The sequence below is a fragment of the Curtobacterium sp. MCPF17_051 genome, assembly GCF_003234595.1.
Taxonomy (GTDB): domain Bacteria; phylum Actinomycetota; class Actinomycetes; order Actinomycetales; family Microbacteriaceae; genus Curtobacterium; species Curtobacterium flaccumfaciens.
On record NZ_QKSE01000005.1, the window covers coordinates 160,843 to 180,872 of the forward strand.

The window sequence follows — 20,030 nt, forward strand, 5'->3', positions numbered from 1 at the left end:
GACCTCTGGTCGGCGTCCCGCTCGGACGGCACCCTCCTCGGCGACGTCACGCGATCGGACCAATACTCCGCCCACAGTGCTGACAACGCGGTCACGGGAACGCACAGCTCCTTGGAACCTGCGCGGAGCCAGATCGAGGCCCACGCCCGCTGGCTGCGCTCCCGCACCCACCCCGCTTAGCCGCCCCGCCACAGGCTGGCTGCGCGGCGGAGCACTGCACCCGCATACAGCTGGGATCGGTTTCATGTCAGTGGAAGGAGCATCTGATGAAGCACATCCACTACGACAGCAGCATGATCCTCACCAGCGACGACGTCGCCGATGCTGTCATCGAGTACGCCGCCGCTCTCGCCGGCGGTGACCGTGCCGACACCGTCGACGTGCCCGCGGTCGCAGAAGACGGAATGATGACGACCACGAAGATCCTGATCGGCCCGTCCAGCGAGATCGTCATCGAGGACGCCGACGAGGACGAACTCGAAGTCGAAGACCGAAAGTTCGTCGCACGACTACGTGCTGCCGCCAAAACCTTCGGCCACAACGAACCGATCCACGCCGACACCCGCTCAGACCTCACCGACGCGGACTAACCCAGCCGCTCACCCCGCACCAGCGCGTTGGGAGTCGCAACTCGAATGGGGGTGACGGTGCCGCTTGTCCGCCTTAAGGGGGACACGTAGGCTCAGTGTCAGCGAGCCACACCCGATCGCGCTTCCGCGCGCAGGCCCGCATGAGCATCGACGCTCCGACCCTGGAGCGCCCCCTACGCTCGGGCCGGAGCGCGATCGCCCAGCCCCGGAAGTTTGGACCCAGCCGGGTTCGCCTGTCCTTCGCATGGTTCGCGTAGTGATCGCAGGGGCGCCTCGACCGCCTCCGAAGAGTCGTTGTTCCGATGGGATGCGACGCGGGCGGCAAGCCCCTGAGTACCGCCCTCTCGGAAAGCTGCTCGACGGCAACCAGCCGCCGTAGAAACATCGCCGTACCGGTCGCGGAGCTCGGTCCGCATCCGCTCGGCCGACCGGGCGACCTCGGGGTCCAGCGTCTCCCACGCGGAGGCCTTCTCATAGGTCGCGGCGACCTGCTCCGGGGTGGCGCTGTCCCACCAGCGGGCGTCGGCGGTCGCGCCGACGCCGGCGCGCACGGCGTCGCGCTGCGCGTCGAACTCGCGCATCGCGTCACGCACCGAGGACGGCTCCTGCTCGCGTCGTACCTCCGCGACCGCCGTGGCGAGTGCGTCGGGGCGATCGTGCATCGCTTCGACGTCGAGGCCGTAGCGGTTCTGGATCTCGTACCGCATCTGCTGTGCGTGGGCGGCAATGTCGGTGTCGACGTCCTCCTAGGCGTGCGCCGCCTCGTACGCGGCCGCGATGTCAGCGACGCTCGCTTCGTCCCACCACTCGGACCGGTACACCGGGTCGACGGCGGCGCGGGCGTCGGCGCGGCCTTCCTCGAGGTCGCTGAGCATGCGACACATGGGGTCCTCAGCGGTGGGGCGGTCCTCGTCCGATCGAGCGGTCGCGGTGACCAGGGCGTCGCGCATGAGTTCGTTGCCGCCGCGCACGGTGTCGCCGTCGACGTCGACGCCGTATCGGTCGCGCACCTCGTCGCGCATGTGCTGCGCGGTCTGCGCCAGGTCCTCGTCGACGGGTTCCCACGCACGGGCGGTTTGGTACATCTCAGCGACGTCCCGCGCACCTACTCGCGCGTCCACACATCGACGAGGGCGAGAGAGCAAGTCGGCACCCAACGTTGCACGCTCCACGCAACGTTGGATGCCAAAATCGGGCCGAGATGCAACCTAAGTTGACGAAACCCAACTATGGCTGCGATCTAATAGCTTCGAAGCACACGGAAACGCCCCGCCAGGCCGAAGCCAGCGGGGCGTCCCCACGAGTCAGACCAGGGTCAGAAGTCCCAGTCCTCGTCCTCAGTGTTGACGGCCTTGCCGATGACGTACGACGAGCCGGACCCCGAGAAGAAGTCGTGGTTCTCGTCCGCGTTCGGCGACAGGGCGGAGAGGATGGCCGGGTTCACGTCCGTGATGTTCTTCGGGAACATCGGCTCGTAGCCCAGGTTCATCAGCGCCTTGTTGGCGTTGTAGTGCAGGAACTTCTTGACGTCCTCGGTCAGACCGACCTCGTCGTAGAGGTCCTGCGTGTACTGCACCTCGTTCTCGTACATCTCGAACAGCAGCGAGAACGTGTAGTCCTTGAGCTCGTCGCGCTCGGCCTGCGTGAGGGTCTCGAGGCCCTTCTGGTACTTGTACCCGATGTAGTACCCGTGGACGGCTTCGTCGCGGATGATCAGGCGGATCAGGTCGGCGGTGTTCGTGAGCTTGGCGCGCGACGACCAGTGCATCGGGAGGTAGAAGCCCGAGTAGAACAGGAACGACTCGAGCAGCGTCGAAGCAACCTTGCGCTTCAGGGGGTTGTCACCCTGGTAGTAGTCCATCACGATGGACGCCTTCTTCTGCAGGTTCGGGTTCTCCTCGGACCAGCGGAAGGCCTCGTCGATCTCACGCGTCGACGCGAGGGTCGAGAAGATCGACGAGTAGGACTTGGCGTGCACCGACTCCATGAACGCGATGTTCGTGTAGACGGCTTCCTCGTGCGGGGTGATCGCGTCGGGGATGAGCGACACGGCACCGACGGTGCCCTGGATGGTGTCGAGCAGGGTCAGACCGGTGAACACACGCATGGTCAGGGTCTGCTCGGCCGGCGTCAGCGTGTTCCACGACTGCACGTCGTTCGACAGCGGCACCTTCTCAGGCAGCCAGAAGTTGTTGACGAGACGGTTCCAGACCTCGACGTCCTTGTCGTCCTGGATGCGGTTCCAGTTGATGGCCTGGACCCGATCAATGAGCTTCAGCTTCTCGACCAACGTGTGTTCCTTACAGAGATGGTGACTAAGTGACGGACTGGAGGCGCGGTGCGGGTTGGCACCGCGCCTCCAGGGAGCAGAGCGGCAGCTCTACAGCATGCAGCTGACGCAGCCCTCGACCTCCGTGCCCTCCAGCGCGAGCTGGCGGAGACGGATGTAGTAGATCGTCTTGATGCCCTTGCGCCATGCGTAGATCTGCGCCTTGTTGATGTCACGCGTGGTGGCGGTGTCCTTGAAGAACAGCGTCAGGGACAGGCCCTGGTCCACGTGCTGCGTCGCCGCGGCGTACGTGTCGATGATCTTCTCCGGGCCGATCTCGTACGCGTCCTGGTAGTAGTCCAGGTTGTCGTTCGTCATGAACGGCGCCGGGTAGTAGACGCGGCCGAGCTTGCCTTCCTTGCGGATCTCGATCTTCGACGCGATCGGGTGGATCGACGACGTCGAGTGGTTGATGTACGAGATCGAACCGGTCGGCGGGACGGCCTGCAGGTTCTGGTTGTAGATGCCGTGCTCCTGGACGGACGCCTTCAGCGCCTTCCAGTCGTCCTGCGTGGGGATCGTGATGTTCGCGTTGTCGAAGAGCGAGGCAACACGAGCGGTCGCGGGGGTCCACGTCTGGTCGGTGTACTTGTCGAAGAACTCACCCGACGCGTACTTCGAGTCGCGGAAGCCGTCGAAGGTCTCGCCCGTCTCGATCGCGATCTTGTTCGACGCACGAAGGGCGTGGAACAGCACCGTGTAGAAGTAGATGTTCGTGAAGTCGATGCCCTCTTCGGAGCCGTAGTAGACGCGCTCACGAGCGAGGTAGCCGTGCAGGTTCATCTGGCCGAGGCCGATGGCGTGCGACTTGTCGTTGCCGTCCTCGACGGAACGCACCGAGGTGATGTGCGACATCTGCGAGACCGAGGTCAGGCCGCGGATGGCGGTCTCGATGGTCTTGCCGAAGTCGGGCGAGTCCATCGTCAGCGCGATGTTCAGCGAGCCGAGGTTGCAGGAGATGTCCTTGCCGATCTCCTTGTAGGACAGGTCCTCGTTGAAGGTCGTCGGGGTGTTGACCTGCAGGATCTCCGAGCACAGGTTGGACATGTTGATCCGACCCTTGATCGGGTTGGCCTTGTTCACCGTGTCCTCGAACACGATGTAGGGGTAGCCCGACTCGAACTGGATCTCGGCGATGGTCGTGAAGAAGTCACGCGCCTTGATCTTCGTCTTCTTGATGCGCGAGTCGTCGACCATCGCGCGGTAGTTCTCGGAGATCGGGACGTCGCCGAAGGGGACGCCGTAGACCTTCTCGACGTCGTACGGCGAGAACAGGTACATGTCCTCGTTGTTCTTCGCGAGCTCGAACGTGATGTCCGGCACGACGACGCCGAGGGACAGCGTCTTGATGCGGATCTTCTCGTCGGCGTTCTCGCGCTTGGTGTCGAGGAACTTCATGATGTCCGGGTGGTGTGCGCTGAGGTAGACCGCGCCGGCACCCTGACGCGCACCGAGCTGGTTCGCGTAGGAGAAGGAGTCTTCCAGCAGCTTCATCACGGGGATGATGCCCGAGGACTGGTTCTCGATCTGCTTGATCGGGGCGCCGGCCTCGCGGATGTTGGAGAGGAGCAGGGCCACGCCGCCGCCGCGCTTCGAGAGCTGCAGCGAGGAGTTGATGCCGCGCGAGATCGACTCCATGTTGTCCTCGATGCGGAGCAGGAAGCAGGAGACGAGCTCGCCGCGCTGTGCCTTCGCCGTGTTGAGGAACGTGGGGGTCGCGGGCTGGAAGCGGCCGGCGACGATCTCTTCGACCAGGTCGATGGCGAGCTGCTCGTTGCCCTGGGCCAGGCCGAGGGCGGTCATGACGACGCGGTCCTCGAAGCGCTCGAGGTAGCGCTTGCCGTCGAACGTCTTGAGCGTGTAGCTCGTGTAGTACTTGAACGCGCCGAGGAACGTCTGGAACCGGAACTTCTTCGAGTACGCCAGGTCGTTGAGTCGCTGGATGAAGTCCAGCGAGTACATGTCGATCGTGGCTTTTTCGTAGTACTCGTTCTCGACCAGGTAGTCGAGCCGCTCCTTCAGGTTGTGGAAGAAGACGGTGTTCTGGTTGACGTGCTGCAGGAAGAACTGCTTGGCGGCCTCACGATCCTTGTCGAACTGGATGTTCCCGTCCGCGTCGTAGAGGTTGAGCATCGCGTTGAGGGAGTGGTAGTCCATCCCCGTCTGCGGCGACGTCAGATCGACGTCTGCAACTGCTGCGTCCAAAATGCATCCAATCCTGAGTTGACCGCCGACACGTCGTCAGGGGTCCCGAAGAGTTCAAACCTGTACAGAAGGGGGACGTTGCACTTCTGCGCGATGACGTCCCCTGCGAGGCCGTACGCCTCGCCGAAGTTCGTGTTGCCACCCACCACCACGCCGCGGATGAGCGAGCGGTTGTGGGCGTCGTTGAGGAACTTGATGACCTGCTTGGGGACTGCACCCTCGCCGTTGCCGCCACCGTAGGTGGGCAGGACCAGGACGTAGGGCTCGTCGACGTGCAGGAACGGTTCGCTCGGGTAGAGCGGGATCCGGTCCGCGTCGCGGCCGAGCTTCTCGACGAAGCGCGCGGTGTACCCGGACACGCTCGAGAAGTAGACCAATCGGCTCATGGTGCGCTCCTCTCGAGAAGGTGCGGAACAGGCGGACCGGCGGGTGTCCTGCGGGCGATCGCCGGGCCTCCTGAACGGGACCGGGGTGACCGTCCGCAGGACGGGAGACGACTACGCCAGTTCGGCGCTGAGGGTCGCGATCTTGTCGGGGCGGAAGCCCGACCAGTGGTCGTCGTCCGTGACGACGACGGGGGCCTGCATGTAGCCCAGGCTCTTGACGTGCTCGAGCGCTGCTTCGTCCGTGGAGACGTCGTGCACTTCGTACTCGATGCCCTTGTTGTCGAGGGCCCGGTACGTCGCGGTGCACTGGACGCAGGACGGCTTGGTGTAGACGGTGACGGCCATGTTCTCCCCTGGTTCCTACTGGTTTCTGCTGTGCTGTGGAGGTGGTGCTGATGTCTGTCCGCAGTCGTGTCCGGGAGGGGCCGCTGCGATGCCTCCACACTACATCTAGTGGCTAGCCACAGCACCGACCACAAGAGGAAGTGTTACAGCCATGTAGTTCTCCACAACGTCCTCCACAGTCTGTGGATTCCCGGGAGGCCCGAGATTCCGCCAGTCTCCGGCCGACCACCGACACTTCCCCACACCGGTGGACAGTCCCGATCCACATGTGTGGAATCAGCGCATCGGCGTGTCGCGAACCGCCCCTCCCCAGGACGGGGGACAGCCCCTTCCGGCCGGTCCGTACACTCGTCTCGTGAGTACGTACGGGCCCCTCCTGAAGACCCCTGGCGTGGGTCGTGTCATCGCCGCACAGCTCACCGCACGGTTCCCGTTCGGCATGCTGTCGCTGGCGTACCTGCTGCACGTCGAGCACGTGTTCGATTCCTACGGCGCCGCCGGGCTGGTGCTCGCGACGACGAGCATCGGGCAGGCGATCGCCGGGCCGCTGACCAGCCGGTGGATGGGCAGCTGGGGCATGCGCCCCGTCCTCATCCTGACGAGCATCGTCGCGCTCGTGAGCATGGTGGTCATCGCGTTCGTGTACATGCCGCTCTGGGGGTACGTGGTGGTCGGGTTCCTCGGCGGCCTGGCGGTCCCGCCCGTGCAGCCCGCGGTGCGCACCATCTACCCGAAGATGGTGACGTCGGCGCAGCTCACGCCCCTCTTCTCCCTCGACGCCAGCGCGCAGGAGCTCATCTGGGTCGCCGGCCCGGTCATCACCACCTTCGTCGCCACCCAGGTCGGAACGGTCGAGGCGATCGTCGTCGCGATGGTGTTCCTGGTCGTCGGCGGCGCGTGGTTCATCGCCTCCCCCGAGCTCGGCCGCGTCCGCATCCCCCGATCGAAGCGCGCCTTCGGTGTCGTGCTGAAGCGCCCCTCGGTCGTCGTCGCCACCCTGACCGGCCTGCTGCTGATCGGAGCGTGCGCCGCGGTCGAGGCGAGCGTCACCAGCGTCTTCGGCGAGGGCAGCCCGAACGCCGGCATCGTCCTCGCGGTGTTCGCGGTCGGTTCGCTCGCCGGCGGCCTGGCGTTCGGCCACCGCCCGATCTCGCGCAACACCCTGTGGACGCGCATGGCGGTCGTCTTCGTCGGCCTCACCCTGGCGCTCGGCGGCACGGGCTTCTGGTGGCTCTGCCTCGCCCTGGTCATCGCGGGTGTGGGCATCGCACCGGCCCTCGCGGTGATGTTCGGTTCGGTCTCCGCCACCGTCAAGTTCTCCGACACGGCGGAGGCCTACGGCTGGATGGGCACCGGCCAACTGATCGGTGCCGCAGGCGGTTCGGCGATCGCCGGGTTCCTGATCGACGGCAGCGGCCCCGTCGGAGGCTTCACCGTCGGCGCAGTGATGGCCGGGCTGGGCGTGCTGCTCCCCCTGGCGATGCGGAGCTGGCTGCCCGACCTGCGCGGCCGTGACGCCAGCCCGCTCCCCGACACCGAGCCGGTGCACCTGCCGACCTGAGCGGCGGGCTGTTTCGGGCGTACCTGGTCGAAACGGGCGTACCTGGTCGAAAGTTCTGACCAGGTACGCCCGTTTCCACTTGCCATCGCGGTCGGTATGGGAAGGAACGTGCGCCCGGCGCACGGGTCGCGTTCTCCACAGATGGCCTGGAGGCCCGGCGCGCGCCCGCCAGGCACCGGCAGGATGGGTGCATGGTCACCTCAGTCCCCCTGCGCGACGGCCGCTCGATCCCCGGGATCGGCTTCGGCGTCTACAAGGTCGACGATGCCGAAGCAGAGACGGCGGTCGGTCTCGCCCTCGACGCCGGCTACCGGCACGTCGACACCGCCGAGATGTACGGCAACGAGACCGGCGTCGGCAACGCGATCCGCGCCTCCAGGGTGGACCGTGACGACGTCTTCGTGACGACCAAGGTGTGGAACGACCACCAGGGGCGCGACACGACCCTGCGGGCGTTCGACGGCAGCCTCGAGCGGCTGGGGCTCGACGCCGTCGACCTCTACCTGATCCACTGGCCGGCCGCCGCGAACGACCGCTTCGTCGAGACCTGGCGTGCGCTGGTGGAACTGCGTGAGTCGGGGCGGGCACGGAGCATCGGTGTCTCGAACTTCCAGGTGCCGCACCTGCAGCGGCTCATCGACGAGACCGGCGAGGTGCCGGCGCTGAACCAGGTCGAACGCCACCCGTGGCTGCCGCAGCGCGAGCTCATCGCGTTCCACGAGCAGCACGACATCGTCACCGGGGCGTGGTCGCCGCTCGGTCGTGGGCGCCTGATCGACGAGCCGGTGCTGACGGGCATCGCCGACGCGCACGGCGTGAGCGTGGCGCAGGTGCTCGTGCGGTGGAACGTGCAGCAAGGCGTCGTGGTGCTGCCGAAGTCGGTCACGCCGTCACGGATCCGGTCGAACCTCGACGTCGACGGCTTCGAGCTCACCGACGACGAGCTCGCGGCGATCGCGACGCTCGAGTCCGGGCAGCGGACGGGCTCCCACCCGGACTCGGTGTCGTAGCCGAGCTAGCCCCGGCGGTCCTCCTCGGACTGCCACGGCAGGTGCAGGTCACCGGGTTCCGGCTCCACGTCGCCGGCGTCGTCCGCACCGCCGGTCCCGGGGGCCGCGATGACCCTGGACGGGTCGATGCCGTCCTCACGCAGGTCGGCGTCGTCGCGTTGCTTCGTCTGGGATGCGTCCATCTCACGCTCGCTCGACGGGCTGTACGACGTGTCGGCTGCCCGCTGCTCGCGGTCGCTGACCCCGTCGACGTCGTCGCTGTGAGCGGCGTCGCGGAGCGCGTCGTTGCGTGCTCGGTCGTCGGACGGCTCGGGGCCGGGGGCGTTCGGGATGCTGTCGCTCATGGTGTTTCCTCCTGCAGCGGACGCTAGTCCTCGGCCCGTGTAACGAGTCCGGCTCGGTCCGCTCCCCGCACTCGATGACGCCCCTCGCGCCCGCTACGCTGCCGACGAGGGGGAACGATGGGACGAACACGGACCGCGACGACCGCGGTGATCGGCTCCGCCCTGGTGGGGCTGCTGCTCACAGGGTGCACGGCGTTCGGCGGCGACGACGCGATCCCGACGCCGACGCGACAGGCGGCCGAACGCACGGCGGAGCCCGCGCCGGATCCGACGCGCGACACCGATCGGGTCGAGACCAAGACCGAGCCCGAGCACGAGCCCGAGCAGGCCCTGCCCGCCGGCACCGTGGCGGCGGAGACCGACGTCGTCTCGCCGAGCGGTGACACGAGCATCCACGTCCGCGTCGTGGCGAACGACAACGGGACCTTCGACGCGCAGCTGTCCCACTACCGGACGACCAATCCGCAGCCGATGCGTCTGGAGTTCCGACACCGGCCCGCGAAGCCGCTCGACGGCGAGGACGGCTTGGTACGGGACTTCGTCGAGTGGGACGCCGTTCACCCGCCGGCCTCGTTCACGATGGGGCAGTCCGGCCCGCGGCCCGACTACCTGCGCAGTGTCGTCCTCGTGCCGGCGACGGTGGCCGACGAGGACTCCTCCGAGCGCCCGTGGGCGGGGTCCGTGCTCGCCGCCGCCGACCTCACGTGGAAGATCCCGAGCCCCTACCCCGACCTCCGGGTCGCCGTCGGCAAGGACCGACCGGGCGCCTACGGCATCGTCACCGACGTCGACGGCCGACCGGCGAACTACCTGGTCGCCCACGGCGACGAGCTCTCGACGGTCGCGGAGCGGTTCGGCGTCACGCCGGCGCAGGTGCAGTGGATGAACCCCTACATGGAGCAACGCGCCGACGACTGGCTGCTCGAGGGCAGCACGCTCAACATCGACCCCGCTCGGCGTTGAGCCGAGGGGCCGGGCCGGTCCGTTACGGTTGACCAGCACTCGGCACCACCAGGAGGTCCCATCGTGACGATCGTCGCCGCCGCAGACGGCTCAGCCCTCGGCAACCCCGGCCCCGCCGGCTGGGCCTGGTACGTCGACGACGACCGGTGGGCGGCCGGCGGCTGGCCCCGTGCGACGAACAACATCGGCGAGCTCACCGCCGTCCTGCAGCTGCTCCGCGCCACGAAGGACACCGGTGAGCCGCTGCACATCCTGTGCGACAGCCAGTACGCCATCAAGGCCTGCACCGAGTGGCTCGCCGGCTGGAAGCGCAAGGGCTGGCGGAAGGCCGACGGCAAGCCGGTCCTCAACGTCGAGATCATCAAGGAACTCGACGCCGAACTGCAGGGCCGCAAGGTCACGTTCGAGTGGGTCCGCGGCCACGTCGGTCACGAGATGAACGAAGCTGCCGACGTCCGTGCCCGCGGCGCTGCCACCGCGTTCCAGAACGGCACCGACGTGCCGCACGGTCCGGGCTGGCCGGGAGCCGAAGTCGCGGAGCCGTCCGCGCTGCCCGACGCGACCCCGCCCGCGACCCTCTTCTGACCCTTCCGGGCGGTCAGTAGGTCCCGTCGCGCCGTTCCTGCTGCGTGATCTGGTCCCCAGACGCCGGGTCGACGCCCGAGCGCGTGGTGGTCGTGGTGCGGCGACCCCCACGCCGGAGCGGCCCCGAGCCCCGAGCCGACACGCCCCGCCCCGCTCAGTCGACGTCGACCTCGGCCCACCCGTCGAACCGCCCGATCTCGGTGACCCGCACGACGGCCTCGCCGACCTCGTCCGAGGCGTCCAGGTCGATCGTCGCCGAGAACCCGAAGTCCTTCTCGCCCTCGGGGTCGGCGAAGATCTGCCGTGCCTTCCAGACCCGGGGTGACGCCGTGGCACCACTCTCGTCCAGCACCAGGTACTGCATCGAGCGCGCGTCGGCATCGGTGCCGATGGTGTCGTGTTCCTCGTAGTACTCCTCGAGCACGTTGTCCCAGGCCGACCGGTCGAAGCCGACGGTCGCGTCGAGTTCCCCGAGCCCGTCGATGTCGTCGGCGGCGGCGAGCAGCACCCGCTGGAACAGGGCGTTGCGCACGAGCACCCGGAACGCCCGCGGGTTGCCGGTGAGCCGTGCGGGCTGCGGCGGCGCGATCTCCTCGTGCTCCTCGGAGGCCAGCAGGACGTCGCCGTTGAGCAGCGCCTCCCACTCGTCGACGAGCGAGGAGTCGGTCTGCCGCACGACCTCGCCCAGCCACTCGATCAGGTCGTCGAGTTCCTGGGTCCGCTGTTCCTCGGCAATGGTCTGCCGCATGGTCCGGTACGCGTCGGACAGGTAGCGGAGCACGAGCCCCTCGGAGCGGGTGAGCTGGTAGAAGCGCACGAAGTCGCCGAAGGTCATCGCGCGTTCGTACATGTCGCGGACGACGGCCTTCGGGGACAGCTGGAAGTCGAGCACCCAGGGCTGTTCTGCGGCGTAGGCCTCGTACGCGGCCTCCAACAGCTCGGACAGCGGGCGAGGCCAGGTGACCTCCTCGAGCAGCTCCATCCGCTCCTCGTACTCGATCCCCTCCTGCTTCATCCGGGCGACGGCCTCGCCGCGCTCCTTGAACTGCTGCTGCGACAGGATCGCTCGCGGGTCGTCGAGCGTGGCCTCCACGACGGACACCATGTCCAGCGCATAGGTGGGAGAAGAAGGGTCGAGCAACTCGAACGCGGCGAGCGCGAACGGTGACAGCGGCTGGTTGAGCGCGAAGTTCGGCGCGATGTCGACGGTCAGACGATAGCCACCGTCGACCTTCTCGATCACCCGGGCGTTGATGAGGGTCCGGGCGATGATGAGTGCCCGCCGGGCCATCGCGAGCTGCCGGGAGCGCGGTTCGTGGTTGTCGTAGACCAGCGACCGGACGTCCGCGAAGGCGTCCCCGCCACGGGCGACGACGGACAGCACCATCGCGTGCGTGATCCGCATGCGCGAGACCATCGGCTCGGGCTCGGCTGCGATCAGCCGTTCGAACGACGCCTGCCCCCAGGACACGAAGCCCTCGGGCGCCTTCTTCCGCTTGATCTTGTTCTTCTTCTTCGGGTCGTCGCCGGCCTTGGCGACGGCGCGGGCGTTCTCGATGTCGTGCTCGGGTGCCTCGGCGACGACGTCACCCTCGGTGTCGTACCCGGCGCGTCCGGCACGACCGGCGATCTGGTGGAACTCCCGCGCGGACAGCTGGCGCATCTTCGTGCCGTCGAACTTCGTCAGCCCGGTGAACAGCACGGATCGGATCGGCACGTTGATCCCGACGCCCAGGGTGTCGGTGCCGCAGATGACGGGCAGCAGGCCGCGCTGGGCGAGCTGCTCGACGAGCCGTCGGTACTTCGGCAGCATGCCGGCGTGGTGCACGCCGATGCCCGCCCGGATCAGGCGCGACAGGGTCTGTCCGAACCCGGCGCTGAACCGGAAGCCGGCGATGGCGTCCGCGATCTGGTCACGGCGTTCGCGCGTGGCGACCTTCGCCGACATCAGCGACTGCGCCCGTTCGAGGGCTGCGGCCTGGGCGAAGTGCACGATGTAGATCGGCGCCTTGCCCTCCTCGAGCAGCCGTTCCACCGTCTCCTGCACGGGCGTCATCACGTACTGGTACCCGAGCGGCACGGGTCGCGAGACACCGGTCACGCGGGCGGTGGGCCGTCCGGTGCGTCGGGACAGGTCGTCAGCGATGGTGGTGACGTCGCCGAGGGTCGCCGACATGAGCAGGAACTGCGCACGCTCGAGCACGAGCAGCGGCACCTGCCACGCCCAGCCGCGGTCGGGGTCGCCGTAGAAGTGGAACTCGTCCATGACGACGACGTCCACGTCGGCGTCCGGCCCCTGCCGCAGGGCCAGGTTCGCCAGGATCTCGGCGGTGCAGCAGACGATCGGCGCGTCGGCGTTGACGCTCGAGTCACCGGTGACCATGCCGACGTTCTGCGCACCGAACAGCTCGACGAGCTGGAAGAACTTCTCGGACACCAGCGCCTTGATCGGCGCCGTGTAGTAGCTCCGCTTGCCCTCGGCGAGCGCCGCGAAGTGCGCGCCGGCCGCGACGAGCGACTTCCCGGTGCCGGTCGGCGTGCTCAGCACGACGTTCGCGCCGGAGACGAGCTCGATGACCGCTTCGTCCTGCGCCGGGTACAGCGGCCGGCCGCCCTCGGCGGCCCAGTCCGCGAAGGCCTCGTAGACCTCGTCGGGGTCGACGACGCCGTCCACCGCCGCCGGGATCGCGGCGACGAGCGGGGGCACGGTGGTGACGTCGGTCATGTGCCCATCCTCCCAGGTGCGCATGTGCCGGACGGGAGGCCCGGTGCGGCGCCGCCACGGGCCTCCCGTCCGCCCGGTCACCGACTCGGGCTCATTTCGATACGTGCGCATAGACTCGCGTCATGCGCGAACTCGGCTTCCTCTCCTTCGTCCCGAACCACGGTGGCACCGGGGGCGCCGCCGGCGCCCTCGAGGACGGGCTGCGCCTGTTCGAGACCGCCGAGTCGCTCGGCTACGGGACGGGCTGGGTGCGCGGACGGCACTTCGAGCCGTACCTGACGAGCCCGATGACCTTCTTCGCGGCCGCAGCGCAGCGCACCAGCAGCATCGCGTTCGGCACCGCCGTGCTCGGCATGCGCTACGAGGACCCGGTGCGCCTGGCCGAGGACGCCAGCACGGTCGACCTGCTGAGCGGCGGCCGGGTGCAGCTCGGCATCAGCACGGGCATCGCCGGGTACGGCCCGATCCTCGACCCGGTGTTCGGCACGGTCGACCGCAGCTTCCGCGACGAGGCCGAGGCGCGCGCCGCACGCCTGCTCGAGGTCCTGCAGGGTGAGCCCCTCGGCAGTGCCGGCAAGGGCTACGAGAGCATCCCCGCCGGGGCCGACCTGACCCTGCAGCCGCTCAGTCCGGGCCTGCGCGACCGCGTGTGGTGGGGCGGCGGCAGCATGGGCACGGCGGTCCGCACAGCCGAGAAGGGGCTCCTGCTGCACTGCTCGACCCTGAACACCGAGGACACCGGTGCGCCGTTCGCCCAGGCGCAGGCCGACCAGATCGCCGCCTACCGCGACCGCTTCGCCGAGCTCCACCCGCAGCGCGAGTCCAAGGTCGCCGTGGGCCGGATCGTCGTGCCGCTCCTCGACGACCACGACCGCGCCGTGCACCAGGAGTTCCTGACCGGCTACGCATCGGGCATGGACGACGAGGGCCGGCCGCTCTCGGGCACGCCACCGTTCCGGTTCAGCAAGGTCCTGTCCGGCGAGCCGGCCGCCATCGTCGACGCACTGCTCACCGACCCGGCTGTCACCGCCACCGACGAACTCGTCATCACCCTGCCGGCGAACGGCGACCGTGCGGCGCACGAGCGGATCCTGCGCATCGTGGCCGAGGAGATCGCACCCGCCCTGCGGGCCTGAGCACCGGCACCGCGGGCCTGATCACTGCGAGCCTGCCACCGAGAGTCAAGGGCATCCGGTGGGCTCTGGACGAGTTGGTGAGTCTCACAGAGCCCGACCGGATGACCATCTCGTCCCTGATCCGTACGAGATGGTGCACCCATCGTTCCACCTACCGAGCGGTTTGTCACACCGATCCGCGCACCCGGGACGTAGAAAGTTGACCAAGTGTCACTCGTTTTCCCGATGCGGGACGAAGTGCGTCAACCGGTTCACCGAGGCGGTTCCGCGCCGGAACGACGAATGCGTCCCCGCGCGGACGCGGGGACGCATTCTGGGACGCACCGGGGAGGCCAGGGCAACAACGGCCGGATCAGGAGACCGAGTCGCTCACCCAGCGACCCCGTAGTCGGTGCGTGCGCGGACGGTAACCAGCCGACTCGCGCAGAACGATGTTACTGAATGGAGTTGGGAGCTGCGCGGAAACCGGACGACTTCGTCACTCCAGTTCGAGGGACGCGGTTCCGGCGTCGTCGACGACCGAGGCGCCGACGTGCAGCGTGAAGGTCCCCGACTCGTACTGCCACGAGCCGTCCCAGTGGGCGAAGGCACGCGCCGGGACCTCGATCGAGACCTCCGTCGAGGCGCCCACGGCGAGCCGGACCGGGGCGAACCCGACCAGCCAGCGCACCGGGCGGTCGACCCCCGACTCCGCACGGGACGCGTAGACCTGCACGACGTGCTTGCCGGCGCGGTCTCCCGTGTTCGCGACGGTCGCCGTGACGATGACGGCGTCACCCTCGCGCACGGTCGGGGTCGTGGACACGCCCTCGATCGACCACGTGGTGTAGCCGAGGCCGTGCCCGAACGGGTACGCGGGCTCCGTGCCGGCCCGCAGCCAGGCTCGGTAGCCGACGTGGACACCCTCGTCGTAGGAGACCTTGCCGTCCACGGGGGTGACGTCGAGCACCGGGACGTCGGCCATCGCGACGGGCCACGTGGTGGGCAGGCGACCGCCGGGCTCCTGCGCCCCCGTCAGCACGTCGGCCAGGGCGTTGCCGTACTCCTGCCCGCCGAACCAGGTCAGCAGCACCGCGGCGACGTCGTTCCGCCACGGCATCTCGACCGGTGACCCGGCGTTGACGACGACGACCGTGTTCGGGTTCGCCGCGGCGACGGCGCACACCAGGTCGTCCTGGTGGCCGGGCAGTGCCAGCGAGGACCGGTCGTAGCCCTCGGACTCGACCTTCGAGTTCGTGCCGACCACGACGACCGCGACGTCCGCACCACGGGCTGCGTCCACCGCGGCCTCGATGAGCACGGCGGGGTCGTCGTCCGACGGCTCGGTGCCGAACTGGTACGCCAGCACCCCACCGAGCGTCTCGTCCTGCACGACGTCGTACTCGATGCGGATCGCGACCTGCTGCCCCGCCGTCACCTCGACCGGCACCGACCGCGCCGGCGGGTTGAGGAACGCGGCACCGAGCTGGTCACCCTCGAACGGCACGTCCTCGTCGAGCAGCAGCTCGCCGTCGATCCACATGCGTGACCGTCCGGCCGCACCGATGCCGAACCGCACGGTCCCGGTCGACTCCGCCGTGTAGGTGGTGGTGATGTCGAGCCGGTCGGCTTCGCGCGTCGGGGCGTCGCCGCCGAACCAGAACAACGCCGTCGCGCGGCGGTCCTCGACGAACAGCTCCTCGCCGTCCTTGACGAAGGCGATCCGGGCTCCGGGCTCCCCGGTGCCGGGGTTCGTGATGGTGGACAGCGGGAACTCTGCGATGCCCTCCTGCACGACGGCGCCGATCGCGTAGTCCACGCTCGCGCCGGGGAACGCTGAACGAATGCCGTCCAGCGGTGACACGACCTGCGACGGCACGACCGTGGCCGAGCCACCGCCCTGCGTGCGGGCCTGGTCGGCGTTGTGCCCGATCACCGCGATGCGTGACACGGCAGGGGCGTCGAGCGGCAGGACACCGGTGTTGCGGACCAGGACCGTGCCCTCGGCCTCGGCCTCGCGCACGAACGCGATGCCGTCCTCGACGTGTACGGGCGACGCGGCGACGGGCTCGAAGCCCTCGAGCGCGCCGACGCGGGCGGCCAGGGTCAGGATCCGGCGGACCTTGCGGTCGATCGCCGCCATCGGCACCTCGCCGGACTGCACGGCTGCGAGCAGCGGGCCCTCGCTCCACCACGGGTTCGGCCCGGGCATCGCGACGTCCTGCGACGCCTTCGCCGAGTCCACCGAACGCACACCGGTCCAGTCGGACACGACGATCCCGTCGAAGCCCCACTCCGAGTTGAGCGGGGTCTCGAGCAGGTCGCTCTCCGACGCCGTCACGCCGTTGATCGCGTTGTACGACGACATGATCGCCCAGGCGTGCGCCTCGGTCACGGCCTTCTCGAACGCGAGCAGGTACAGCTCGCGCAGGGCACGGTCCGACACCTCGGTCGACGCGGTGAAGCGGTCGGTCTCGTAGTCGTTCGCGATGTAGTGCTTCGGGGTCGCGGCGACACCGTTCTCCTGCACGCCGTCGACGTACGACGCGGCCAGGTCGCCGGTGAGCACCGGGTCCTCGCTGAACGCCTCGAAGTGCCGGCCACCGAGCGGGGACCGGTGCAGGTTGATGGTCGGGCCGAGCACGACGTCGACGCCCTTGCGGCGGGCCTCCACCGCGGCGGCGGCGCCGTAGCGCTTCGCGATCGCACGGTCCCACGACGCACTCAGCGCGGTCGCCGACGGCAGGTTCAGCGACGGGTCCCGCTCGTCCCACACCTCGCCGCGCACACCCGACGGACCGTCCGACATCAGGATGCGGCGCAGCCCGATCTTCTCGATGGGCCAGGTGGTCCAGAAGTCACGTCCGGTGAGCAGCTGCACCTTCTCGTCGGTGGTCAGCTGGCCGAGGAGCGCATCGATGCGCTCGGTCATCGGCGTCGCCGGACTGGAGGCAGTGCTCGCGTCGTTCACGGTGGTCACGGTGGTCGGTCCTCTCGTTCAGGGCCGCGGGGCGCCGCCTGGACAGCCGGGGCCTCGTCGCCCACACCCACCATCCACCGGGTTCGCCGCCCGCGCTGGCAGCTCCTGCACCGTACCACCCAAAACCAACCGTTGCTTGGTTTTCTGGGTCTCCTGTGGGCGGTACAGTCTGGCCATGGCACGACGGGGTTCGTACGCAAAGGGCATCGCGAAGCGCGAGGAGATCCTCACGGTCGCGCTGGACCTCGTGGCGTCGCAGGGCTTCCGGCGGACGAGCATCAAGGACATCGCCGACGCCGTCGAGCTGACCCAGGCCGGCCTGCTGCACTACTTCGACTCGAAGGACGAGCTCTGGGTCGAGATCCTCCGCCGCCGTGACGAGCTCGACCTCGCGCACGACTGGCAGGCCGCGGACCCGGCAGCCCTGCTCGCCGCGATCGTGCGGCACAACGCCGAGGTCCCGGGGCTGGTGCAGATGTTCGTCAACCTGTCCGCCGCGGCCGCCACCGACGCCGAGCACCCGGCGCACGAGTACTTCCGCGAGCGCTACGAACGCAGCCGCCGCGACCTGTCCGCCGACTTCCGCACCATGCAGCAGGACGGACGGCTGCGGTCCGACATCGACCCCGACGAGCTCACCAGCGTCCTGCTCGCGGTGTCCGACGGCATGCAGATCCAGTGGCTCTTCGACCCCACCCGCGACATGGCCGAGCACGTCGAACTCGTCGCCCGCCTCGCGATCGCCCAGGTCACCCCCACCGCCTGACGGGAGGCGCAGCGCACGTCCGCACCGAGCCTCCCGCCGGCCAAGTGGTCAGGGCAAGCGCACGGCAGCGAGTTCGTCCGCCGCGGTGCTCCACGCGCGGACCTGCGTCTTCGAGAGGGGTTCCTCCGGAGACATCGACCAATCTGAGATGTTCCGGCCCCGCATCTCCCGCGCGAGGTGGTCACGCACCGCTCGCTTCGAATCCGTCGACAAGGCCGCTCCGTAGTGCTCCGCACCAGGAACGTCGGCCAGTTCGGTCAGGTACGCCTGGCAGAACCAATCCGCTGCTTCGGCCCGCAGGTACGGGCTCTCGAGCGTGGCGTACCAGCGGCGGAAGAACTCGTCGTACGGGCCAGAGTCCTGCATGAACCCACCAGAAGCAAAGAGGAGTTCACGGACCCGCTGAGGGGTGAGCCCGCGGGCGGCTCGGACGGCATCACCGATCCTTCCCCCGTCGACGAGGCTCGCTATCTCGCTCATTTCACCCATCCATTGCTGATGTGACCGCCGGTCGACGTCCGAACGGTGATCGTCCGCCCGCTGTATCGCCACGTGTAGTCGATGTGGTCACGCGCCTTCGCTGAACGTCCGTTCGCGACAGCCCTGCTCATGAGGTCTGCGACCTTTGCACGTGTCGTACCACCCACGTACCGCCAGTTGTGCTTCCGCGCCATGATATGAGTCCACTTCGACGTTGTGAGGGACAGCGCGTACTTCTTCGCGGCGCTCTGGATCGCGGCCTTCGAGAACTGGCGGATGGCCATCTGGATACCCACACGAGCAAGCACCACCAGGATCAGCGGCAGAACCTGCGCTTCGGTGGCTGTCGTGTCGATGAAGTGCGTCTCACCTGTCGAGTCCGAGGTGAGGAGCGCGGAGAAGTTCTCGTCGTCGACGATCGCGAGGTCGCTGATCGAGTACGTGTCCTCGAGCGCATCCCCCTCTTGGGCAGTCTCAACGCTCACCGTGTCGATCACGTTGCCGTCGATCGCGACGACAGCCTCACCGTCCATCCCGAGTTCCGACTCGATCTGGGTGGAGACGGACGCCTCACCAGCAGGATTCCCTTCCGTCACCACGGAGATGTCGACGGCCGCCGCATCAGGATCACGGTCCACGGGTTCGGCAGACGCGGGCGCGACAAGGCTGAACACCATCACCGCCGTCACCAACACGCCGACGGGCGGTGTCCACTTGGAGAGCTTCATTGGTTCTTCCTTTCGGTACACCGCAGCACTGGAACGCCGCGGTCGTCTTTGACGCCACGACGCTGCGCATCGCGGAGCAAGTCATCGCGGGACACAGGCCACCCGGCACAACGGATCACCGCGGCGACGGCCGATGCGGCTGCGATGCTCGTCCCGGAGACCTCACCGCCAGAGCCGAGGTCGACGTCAACACCGAGTGCGCTGACGTCGCCGTCACGTGGCGACGTCGACGCCCGTGCCCCGGAGTGATCCACACTGGACACCGAGAGCACGGATTCGTGATCAGCGGGGAAGGACCTCGCACCGATCAATTCGTTTCGCATGCTGCTCACCACGAGGACGTCGTTGCGATCCGCGTTCCGCAAGGCAGCCCGAAGCGCGGCCGAGTCGAAGCGACTGCTCAGAGCGATCAACACGATGTCGGCTCCACTGCCGACGGCCCATTCCACGCCTTGGGCGATTGAGTCCGGAGTGGCGGGGTGATTCGGCGTCGCCACTCGTACGTCGAGAAGTGATGGGGTTCCCTCACCGAACTCGGCGAGAACTGCCGCCGCGAGCAGGTCAGCATGGCCATCAGGCGACTCGTCCGGAAGGTTCGGCGCGATCCAAGTTTGTGCTGCACCCGTTCGCCCGAGGGATGGCGTCATCCCGCCGTCCACGATCGCGATGGTCCGCTCGCTGGCTTCACCCGCCGGTGCCCACATCGGGTCGGACGAACAGCCGGCAAGGCTCGATGACAGCACGACCGCCGCAACGATCGTTCCTCGCCGAATCACGAAGCCCACACTGGCATATGAGCGTTGAAATTTGCAATGACAGATTGTGTCAGGTCCGGGGTACGGACAGGGCCTGGTCGCGTCAGGTGCGGCGGGGCAGGATGGTCGGTGCCCGCCAGGGTGTGTTCCGACGACGATGTGG

General features: G+C 68.2%; 19 protein-coding genes. 7 read left to right on the plus strand and 12 right to left on the minus strand.

All coding sequences use genetic code 11. The features are described from left to right. Window positions 1-266 precede the first annotated feature (266 nt). Window positions 267-590: a hypothetical protein gene (locus DEJ35_RS05560; protein WP_111192233.1), complete on the plus strand. Its 324-nt coding sequence runs from the start codon at window positions 267-269 to the stop codon at window positions 588-590. 173 nt (window positions 591-763) lie between these two features. Here DEJ35_RS05560 and DEJ35_RS05565 read toward each other — a convergent pair whose 3' ends face one another. The 6 genes from DEJ35_RS05565 to nrdH all read right to left on the minus strand — a co-directional run bounded on the left by DEJ35_RS05565 (window position 764) and on the right by nrdH (window position 5,855). Next, the gene (locus DEJ35_RS05565) at window positions 764-1,297 is read right to left on the minus strand and encodes a hypothetical protein (protein ID WP_111192234.1); all 534 of its coding nucleotides are present in this window, start codon (window positions 1,295-1,297) and stop codon (window positions 764-766) included. A 39-nt stretch (window positions 1,298-1,336) separates the two neighbouring features. Next, complete coding sequence (locus DEJ35_RS05570) at window positions 1,337-1,675, minus strand: hypothetical protein (protein WP_111192235.1); 339 nt, start codon at window positions 1,673-1,675, stop codon at window positions 1,337-1,339. A 230-nt stretch (window positions 1,676-1,905) separates the two neighbouring features. Continuing rightward, window positions 1,906-2,880 (minus strand): class 1b ribonucleoside-diphosphate reductase subunit beta, encoded by a 975-nt coding sequence (gene nrdF, locus DEJ35_RS05575; RefSeq protein WP_017886894.1) that lies wholly within the window; start codon window positions 2,878-2,880, stop codon window positions 1,906-1,908. 90 nt (window positions 2,881-2,970) lie between these two features. Next, window positions 2,971-5,076 carry a class 1b ribonucleoside-diphosphate reductase subunit alpha gene (gene nrdE / locus DEJ35_RS05580; RefSeq protein WP_110861050.1) on the minus strand — a complete coding sequence of 702 codons (2,106 nt, stop codon included), beginning with the start codon at window positions 5,074-5,076 and terminating at the stop codon, window positions 2,971-2,973. Between the two features lie 17 nt (window positions 5,077-5,093). Beyond that, entirely contained in the window at window positions 5,094-5,510 is a 417-nt protein-coding gene (gene nrdI / locus DEJ35_RS05585; RefSeq protein ID WP_027465945.1) for a class Ib ribonucleoside-diphosphate reductase assembly flavoprotein NrdI, read from the minus strand. A gap of 111 nt (window positions 5,511-5,621) precedes the next feature. Beyond that, complete coding sequence (gene nrdH / locus DEJ35_RS05590) at window positions 5,622-5,855, minus strand: glutaredoxin-like protein NrdH (RefSeq protein ID WP_017886897.1); 234 nt, start codon at window positions 5,853-5,855, stop codon at window positions 5,622-5,624. Window positions 5,856-6,210: 355 nt separating this feature from the next. Here nrdH and DEJ35_RS05595 point away from each other — a divergent pair, with 355 nt between their 5' ends. Both DEJ35_RS05595 and DEJ35_RS05600 read left to right on the plus strand, forming a co-directional pair. After that, complete coding sequence (locus DEJ35_RS05595; protein ID WP_110861052.1) at window positions 6,211-7,416, plus strand: MFS transporter; 1,206 nt, start codon at window positions 6,211-6,213, stop codon at window positions 7,414-7,416. 191 nt (window positions 7,417-7,607) lie between these two features. Beyond that, window positions 7,608-8,426 carry an aldo/keto reductase gene (locus tag DEJ35_RS05600; RefSeq protein WP_110861054.1) on the plus strand — a complete coding sequence of 273 codons (819 nt, stop codon included), beginning with the start codon at window positions 7,608-7,610 and terminating at the stop codon, window positions 8,424-8,426. A 5-nt stretch (window positions 8,427-8,431) separates the two neighbouring features. On the opposite strand, the gene DEJ35_RS05605 is transcribed toward DEJ35_RS05600, so the two are convergent. After that, a complete protein-coding gene (locus DEJ35_RS05605; RefSeq protein WP_110861056.1) occupies window positions 8,432-8,770 on the minus strand; it encodes a hypothetical protein in 339 nt (112 codons plus the stop codon). A gap of 117 nt (window positions 8,771-8,887) precedes the next feature. On the opposite strand from DEJ35_RS05605, the gene DEJ35_RS05610 reads away from it, so the two are divergent. Together DEJ35_RS05610 and DEJ35_RS05615 are read left to right on the plus strand one after the other, a co-directional pair. Next, window positions 8,888-9,733 carry a LysM peptidoglycan-binding domain-containing protein gene (locus tag DEJ35_RS05610; RefSeq protein WP_146244757.1) on the plus strand — a complete coding sequence of 282 codons (846 nt, stop codon included), beginning with the start codon at window positions 8,888-8,890 and terminating at the stop codon, window positions 9,731-9,733. Between the two features lie 63 nt (window positions 9,734-9,796). After that, a complete protein-coding gene (locus tag DEJ35_RS05615; RefSeq protein WP_110861060.1) occupies window positions 9,797-10,318 on the plus strand; it encodes a ribonuclease H in 522 nt (173 codons plus the stop codon). A 154-nt stretch (window positions 10,319-10,472) separates the two neighbouring features. Here DEJ35_RS05615 and DEJ35_RS05620 read toward each other — a convergent pair whose 3' ends face one another. Further along, a complete protein-coding gene (locus DEJ35_RS05620) occupies window positions 10,473-13,043 on the minus strand; it encodes an RNA helicase (protein ID WP_111192237.1) in 2,571 nt (856 codons plus the stop codon). Window positions 13,044-13,165: 122 nt separating this feature from the next. On the opposite strand from DEJ35_RS05620, the gene DEJ35_RS05625 reads away from it, so the two are divergent. Next, window positions 13,166-14,179, plus strand: coding sequence for an LLM class flavin-dependent oxidoreductase (locus DEJ35_RS05625; RefSeq protein WP_110861064.1), 1,014 nt, complete (start codon window positions 13,166-13,168; stop codon window positions 14,177-14,179). Window positions 14,180-14,657: 478 nt separating this feature from the next. Here DEJ35_RS05625 and DEJ35_RS05630 read toward each other — a convergent pair whose 3' ends face one another. Next, the gene (locus DEJ35_RS05630; RefSeq protein ID WP_181435526.1) at window positions 14,658-17,090 is read right to left on the minus strand and encodes a glycoside hydrolase family 3 C-terminal domain-containing protein; all 2,433 of its coding nucleotides are present in this window, start codon (window positions 17,088-17,090) and stop codon (window positions 14,658-14,660) included. A 223-nt stretch (window positions 17,091-17,313) separates the two neighbouring features. Between DEJ35_RS05630 and DEJ35_RS05635 the strand changes: the two genes are divergently transcribed. Continuing rightward, window positions 17,314-17,904: a TetR/AcrR family transcriptional regulator gene (locus tag DEJ35_RS05635; RefSeq protein ID WP_110861068.1), complete on the plus strand. Its 591-nt coding sequence runs from the start codon at window positions 17,314-17,316 to the stop codon at window positions 17,902-17,904. 48 nt (window positions 17,905-17,952) lie between these two features. Here the strand turns inward: DEJ35_RS05635 and DEJ35_RS05640 are convergent, their stop codons facing one another. From DEJ35_RS05640 to DEJ35_RS16980, 3 genes are read right to left on the minus strand one after another with little or no spacing between them, the layout of a single operon-like run. Continuing rightward, a complete protein-coding gene (locus tag DEJ35_RS05640) occupies window positions 17,953-18,384 on the minus strand; it encodes a hypothetical protein (protein ID WP_110861070.1) in 432 nt (143 codons plus the stop codon). Further along, window positions 18,381-19,112, minus strand: coding sequence for an SAR2788 family putative toxin (locus tag DEJ35_RS05645; RefSeq protein WP_111192239.1), 732 nt, complete (start codon window positions 19,110-19,112; stop codon window positions 18,381-18,383). The genes DEJ35_RS05640 and DEJ35_RS05645 overlap by 4 nt, the downstream gene beginning before the upstream one ends. Continuing rightward, the gene (locus DEJ35_RS16980) at window positions 19,109-19,897 is read right to left on the minus strand and encodes a S8 family serine peptidase (RefSeq protein WP_146244758.1); all 789 of its coding nucleotides are present in this window, start codon (window positions 19,895-19,897) and stop codon (window positions 19,109-19,111) included. The genes DEJ35_RS05645 and DEJ35_RS16980 overlap by 4 nt, the downstream gene beginning before the upstream one ends. Window positions 19,898-20,030 lie beyond the last annotated feature (133 nt).

Coding starts and splice junctions, on each gene's coding strand:
- DEJ35_RS05560 (WP_111192233.1), top strand. CDS start 267: ATGAAGCACATCCACTACGACAGCAGCATGATCCTCACCAGCGACGAC.
- DEJ35_RS05565 (WP_111192234.1), bottom strand. CDS start 1,297: ATGCGGTACGAGATCCAGAACCGCTACGGCCTCGACGTCGAAGCGATG.
- DEJ35_RS05570 (WP_111192235.1), bottom strand. CDS start 1,675: ATGTACCAAACCGCCCGTGCGTGGGAACCCGTCGACGAGGACCTGGCG.
- nrdE (WP_110861050.1), bottom strand. CDS start 5,076: ATGGACTACCACTCCCTCAACGCGATGCTCAACCTCTACGACGCGGAC.
- nrdI (WP_027465945.1), bottom strand. CDS start 5,510: ATGAGCCGATTGGTCTACTTCTCGAGCGTGTCCGGGTACACCGCGCGC.
- nrdH (WP_017886897.1), bottom strand. CDS start 5,855: ATGGCCGTCACCGTCTACACCAAGCCGTCCTGCGTCCAGTGCACCGCG.
- DEJ35_RS05600 (WP_110861054.1), top strand. CDS start 7,608: ATGGTCACCTCAGTCCCCCTGCGCGACGGCCGCTCGATCCCCGGGATC.
- DEJ35_RS05605 (WP_110861056.1), bottom strand. CDS start 8,770: ATGAGCGACAGCATCCCGAACGCCCCCGGCCCCGAGCCGTCCGACGAC.
- DEJ35_RS05610 (WP_146244757.1), top strand. CDS start 8,888: ATGGGACGAACACGGACCGCGACGACCGCGGTGATCGGCTCCGCCCTG.
- DEJ35_RS05620 (WP_111192237.1), bottom strand. CDS start 13,043: ATGACCGACGTCACCACCGTGCCCCCGCTCGTCGCCGCGATCCCGGCG.
- DEJ35_RS05625 (WP_110861064.1), top strand. CDS start 13,166: ATGCGCGAACTCGGCTTCCTCTCCTTCGTCCCGAACCACGGTGGCACC.
- DEJ35_RS05630 (WP_181435526.1), bottom strand. CDS start 17,090: ATGACCGAGCGCATCGATGCGCTCCTCGGCCAGCTGACCACCGACGAG.
- DEJ35_RS05635 (WP_110861068.1), top strand. CDS start 17,314: ATGGCACGACGGGGTTCGTACGCAAAGGGCATCGCGAAGCGCGAGGAG.
- DEJ35_RS05640 (WP_110861070.1), bottom strand. CDS start 18,384: ATGAGCGAGATAGCGAGCCTCGTCGACGGGGGAAGGATCGGTGATGCC.
- DEJ35_RS05645 (WP_111192239.1), bottom strand. CDS start 19,112: ATGAAGCTCTCCAAGTGGACACCGCCCGTCGGCGTGTTGGTGACGGCG.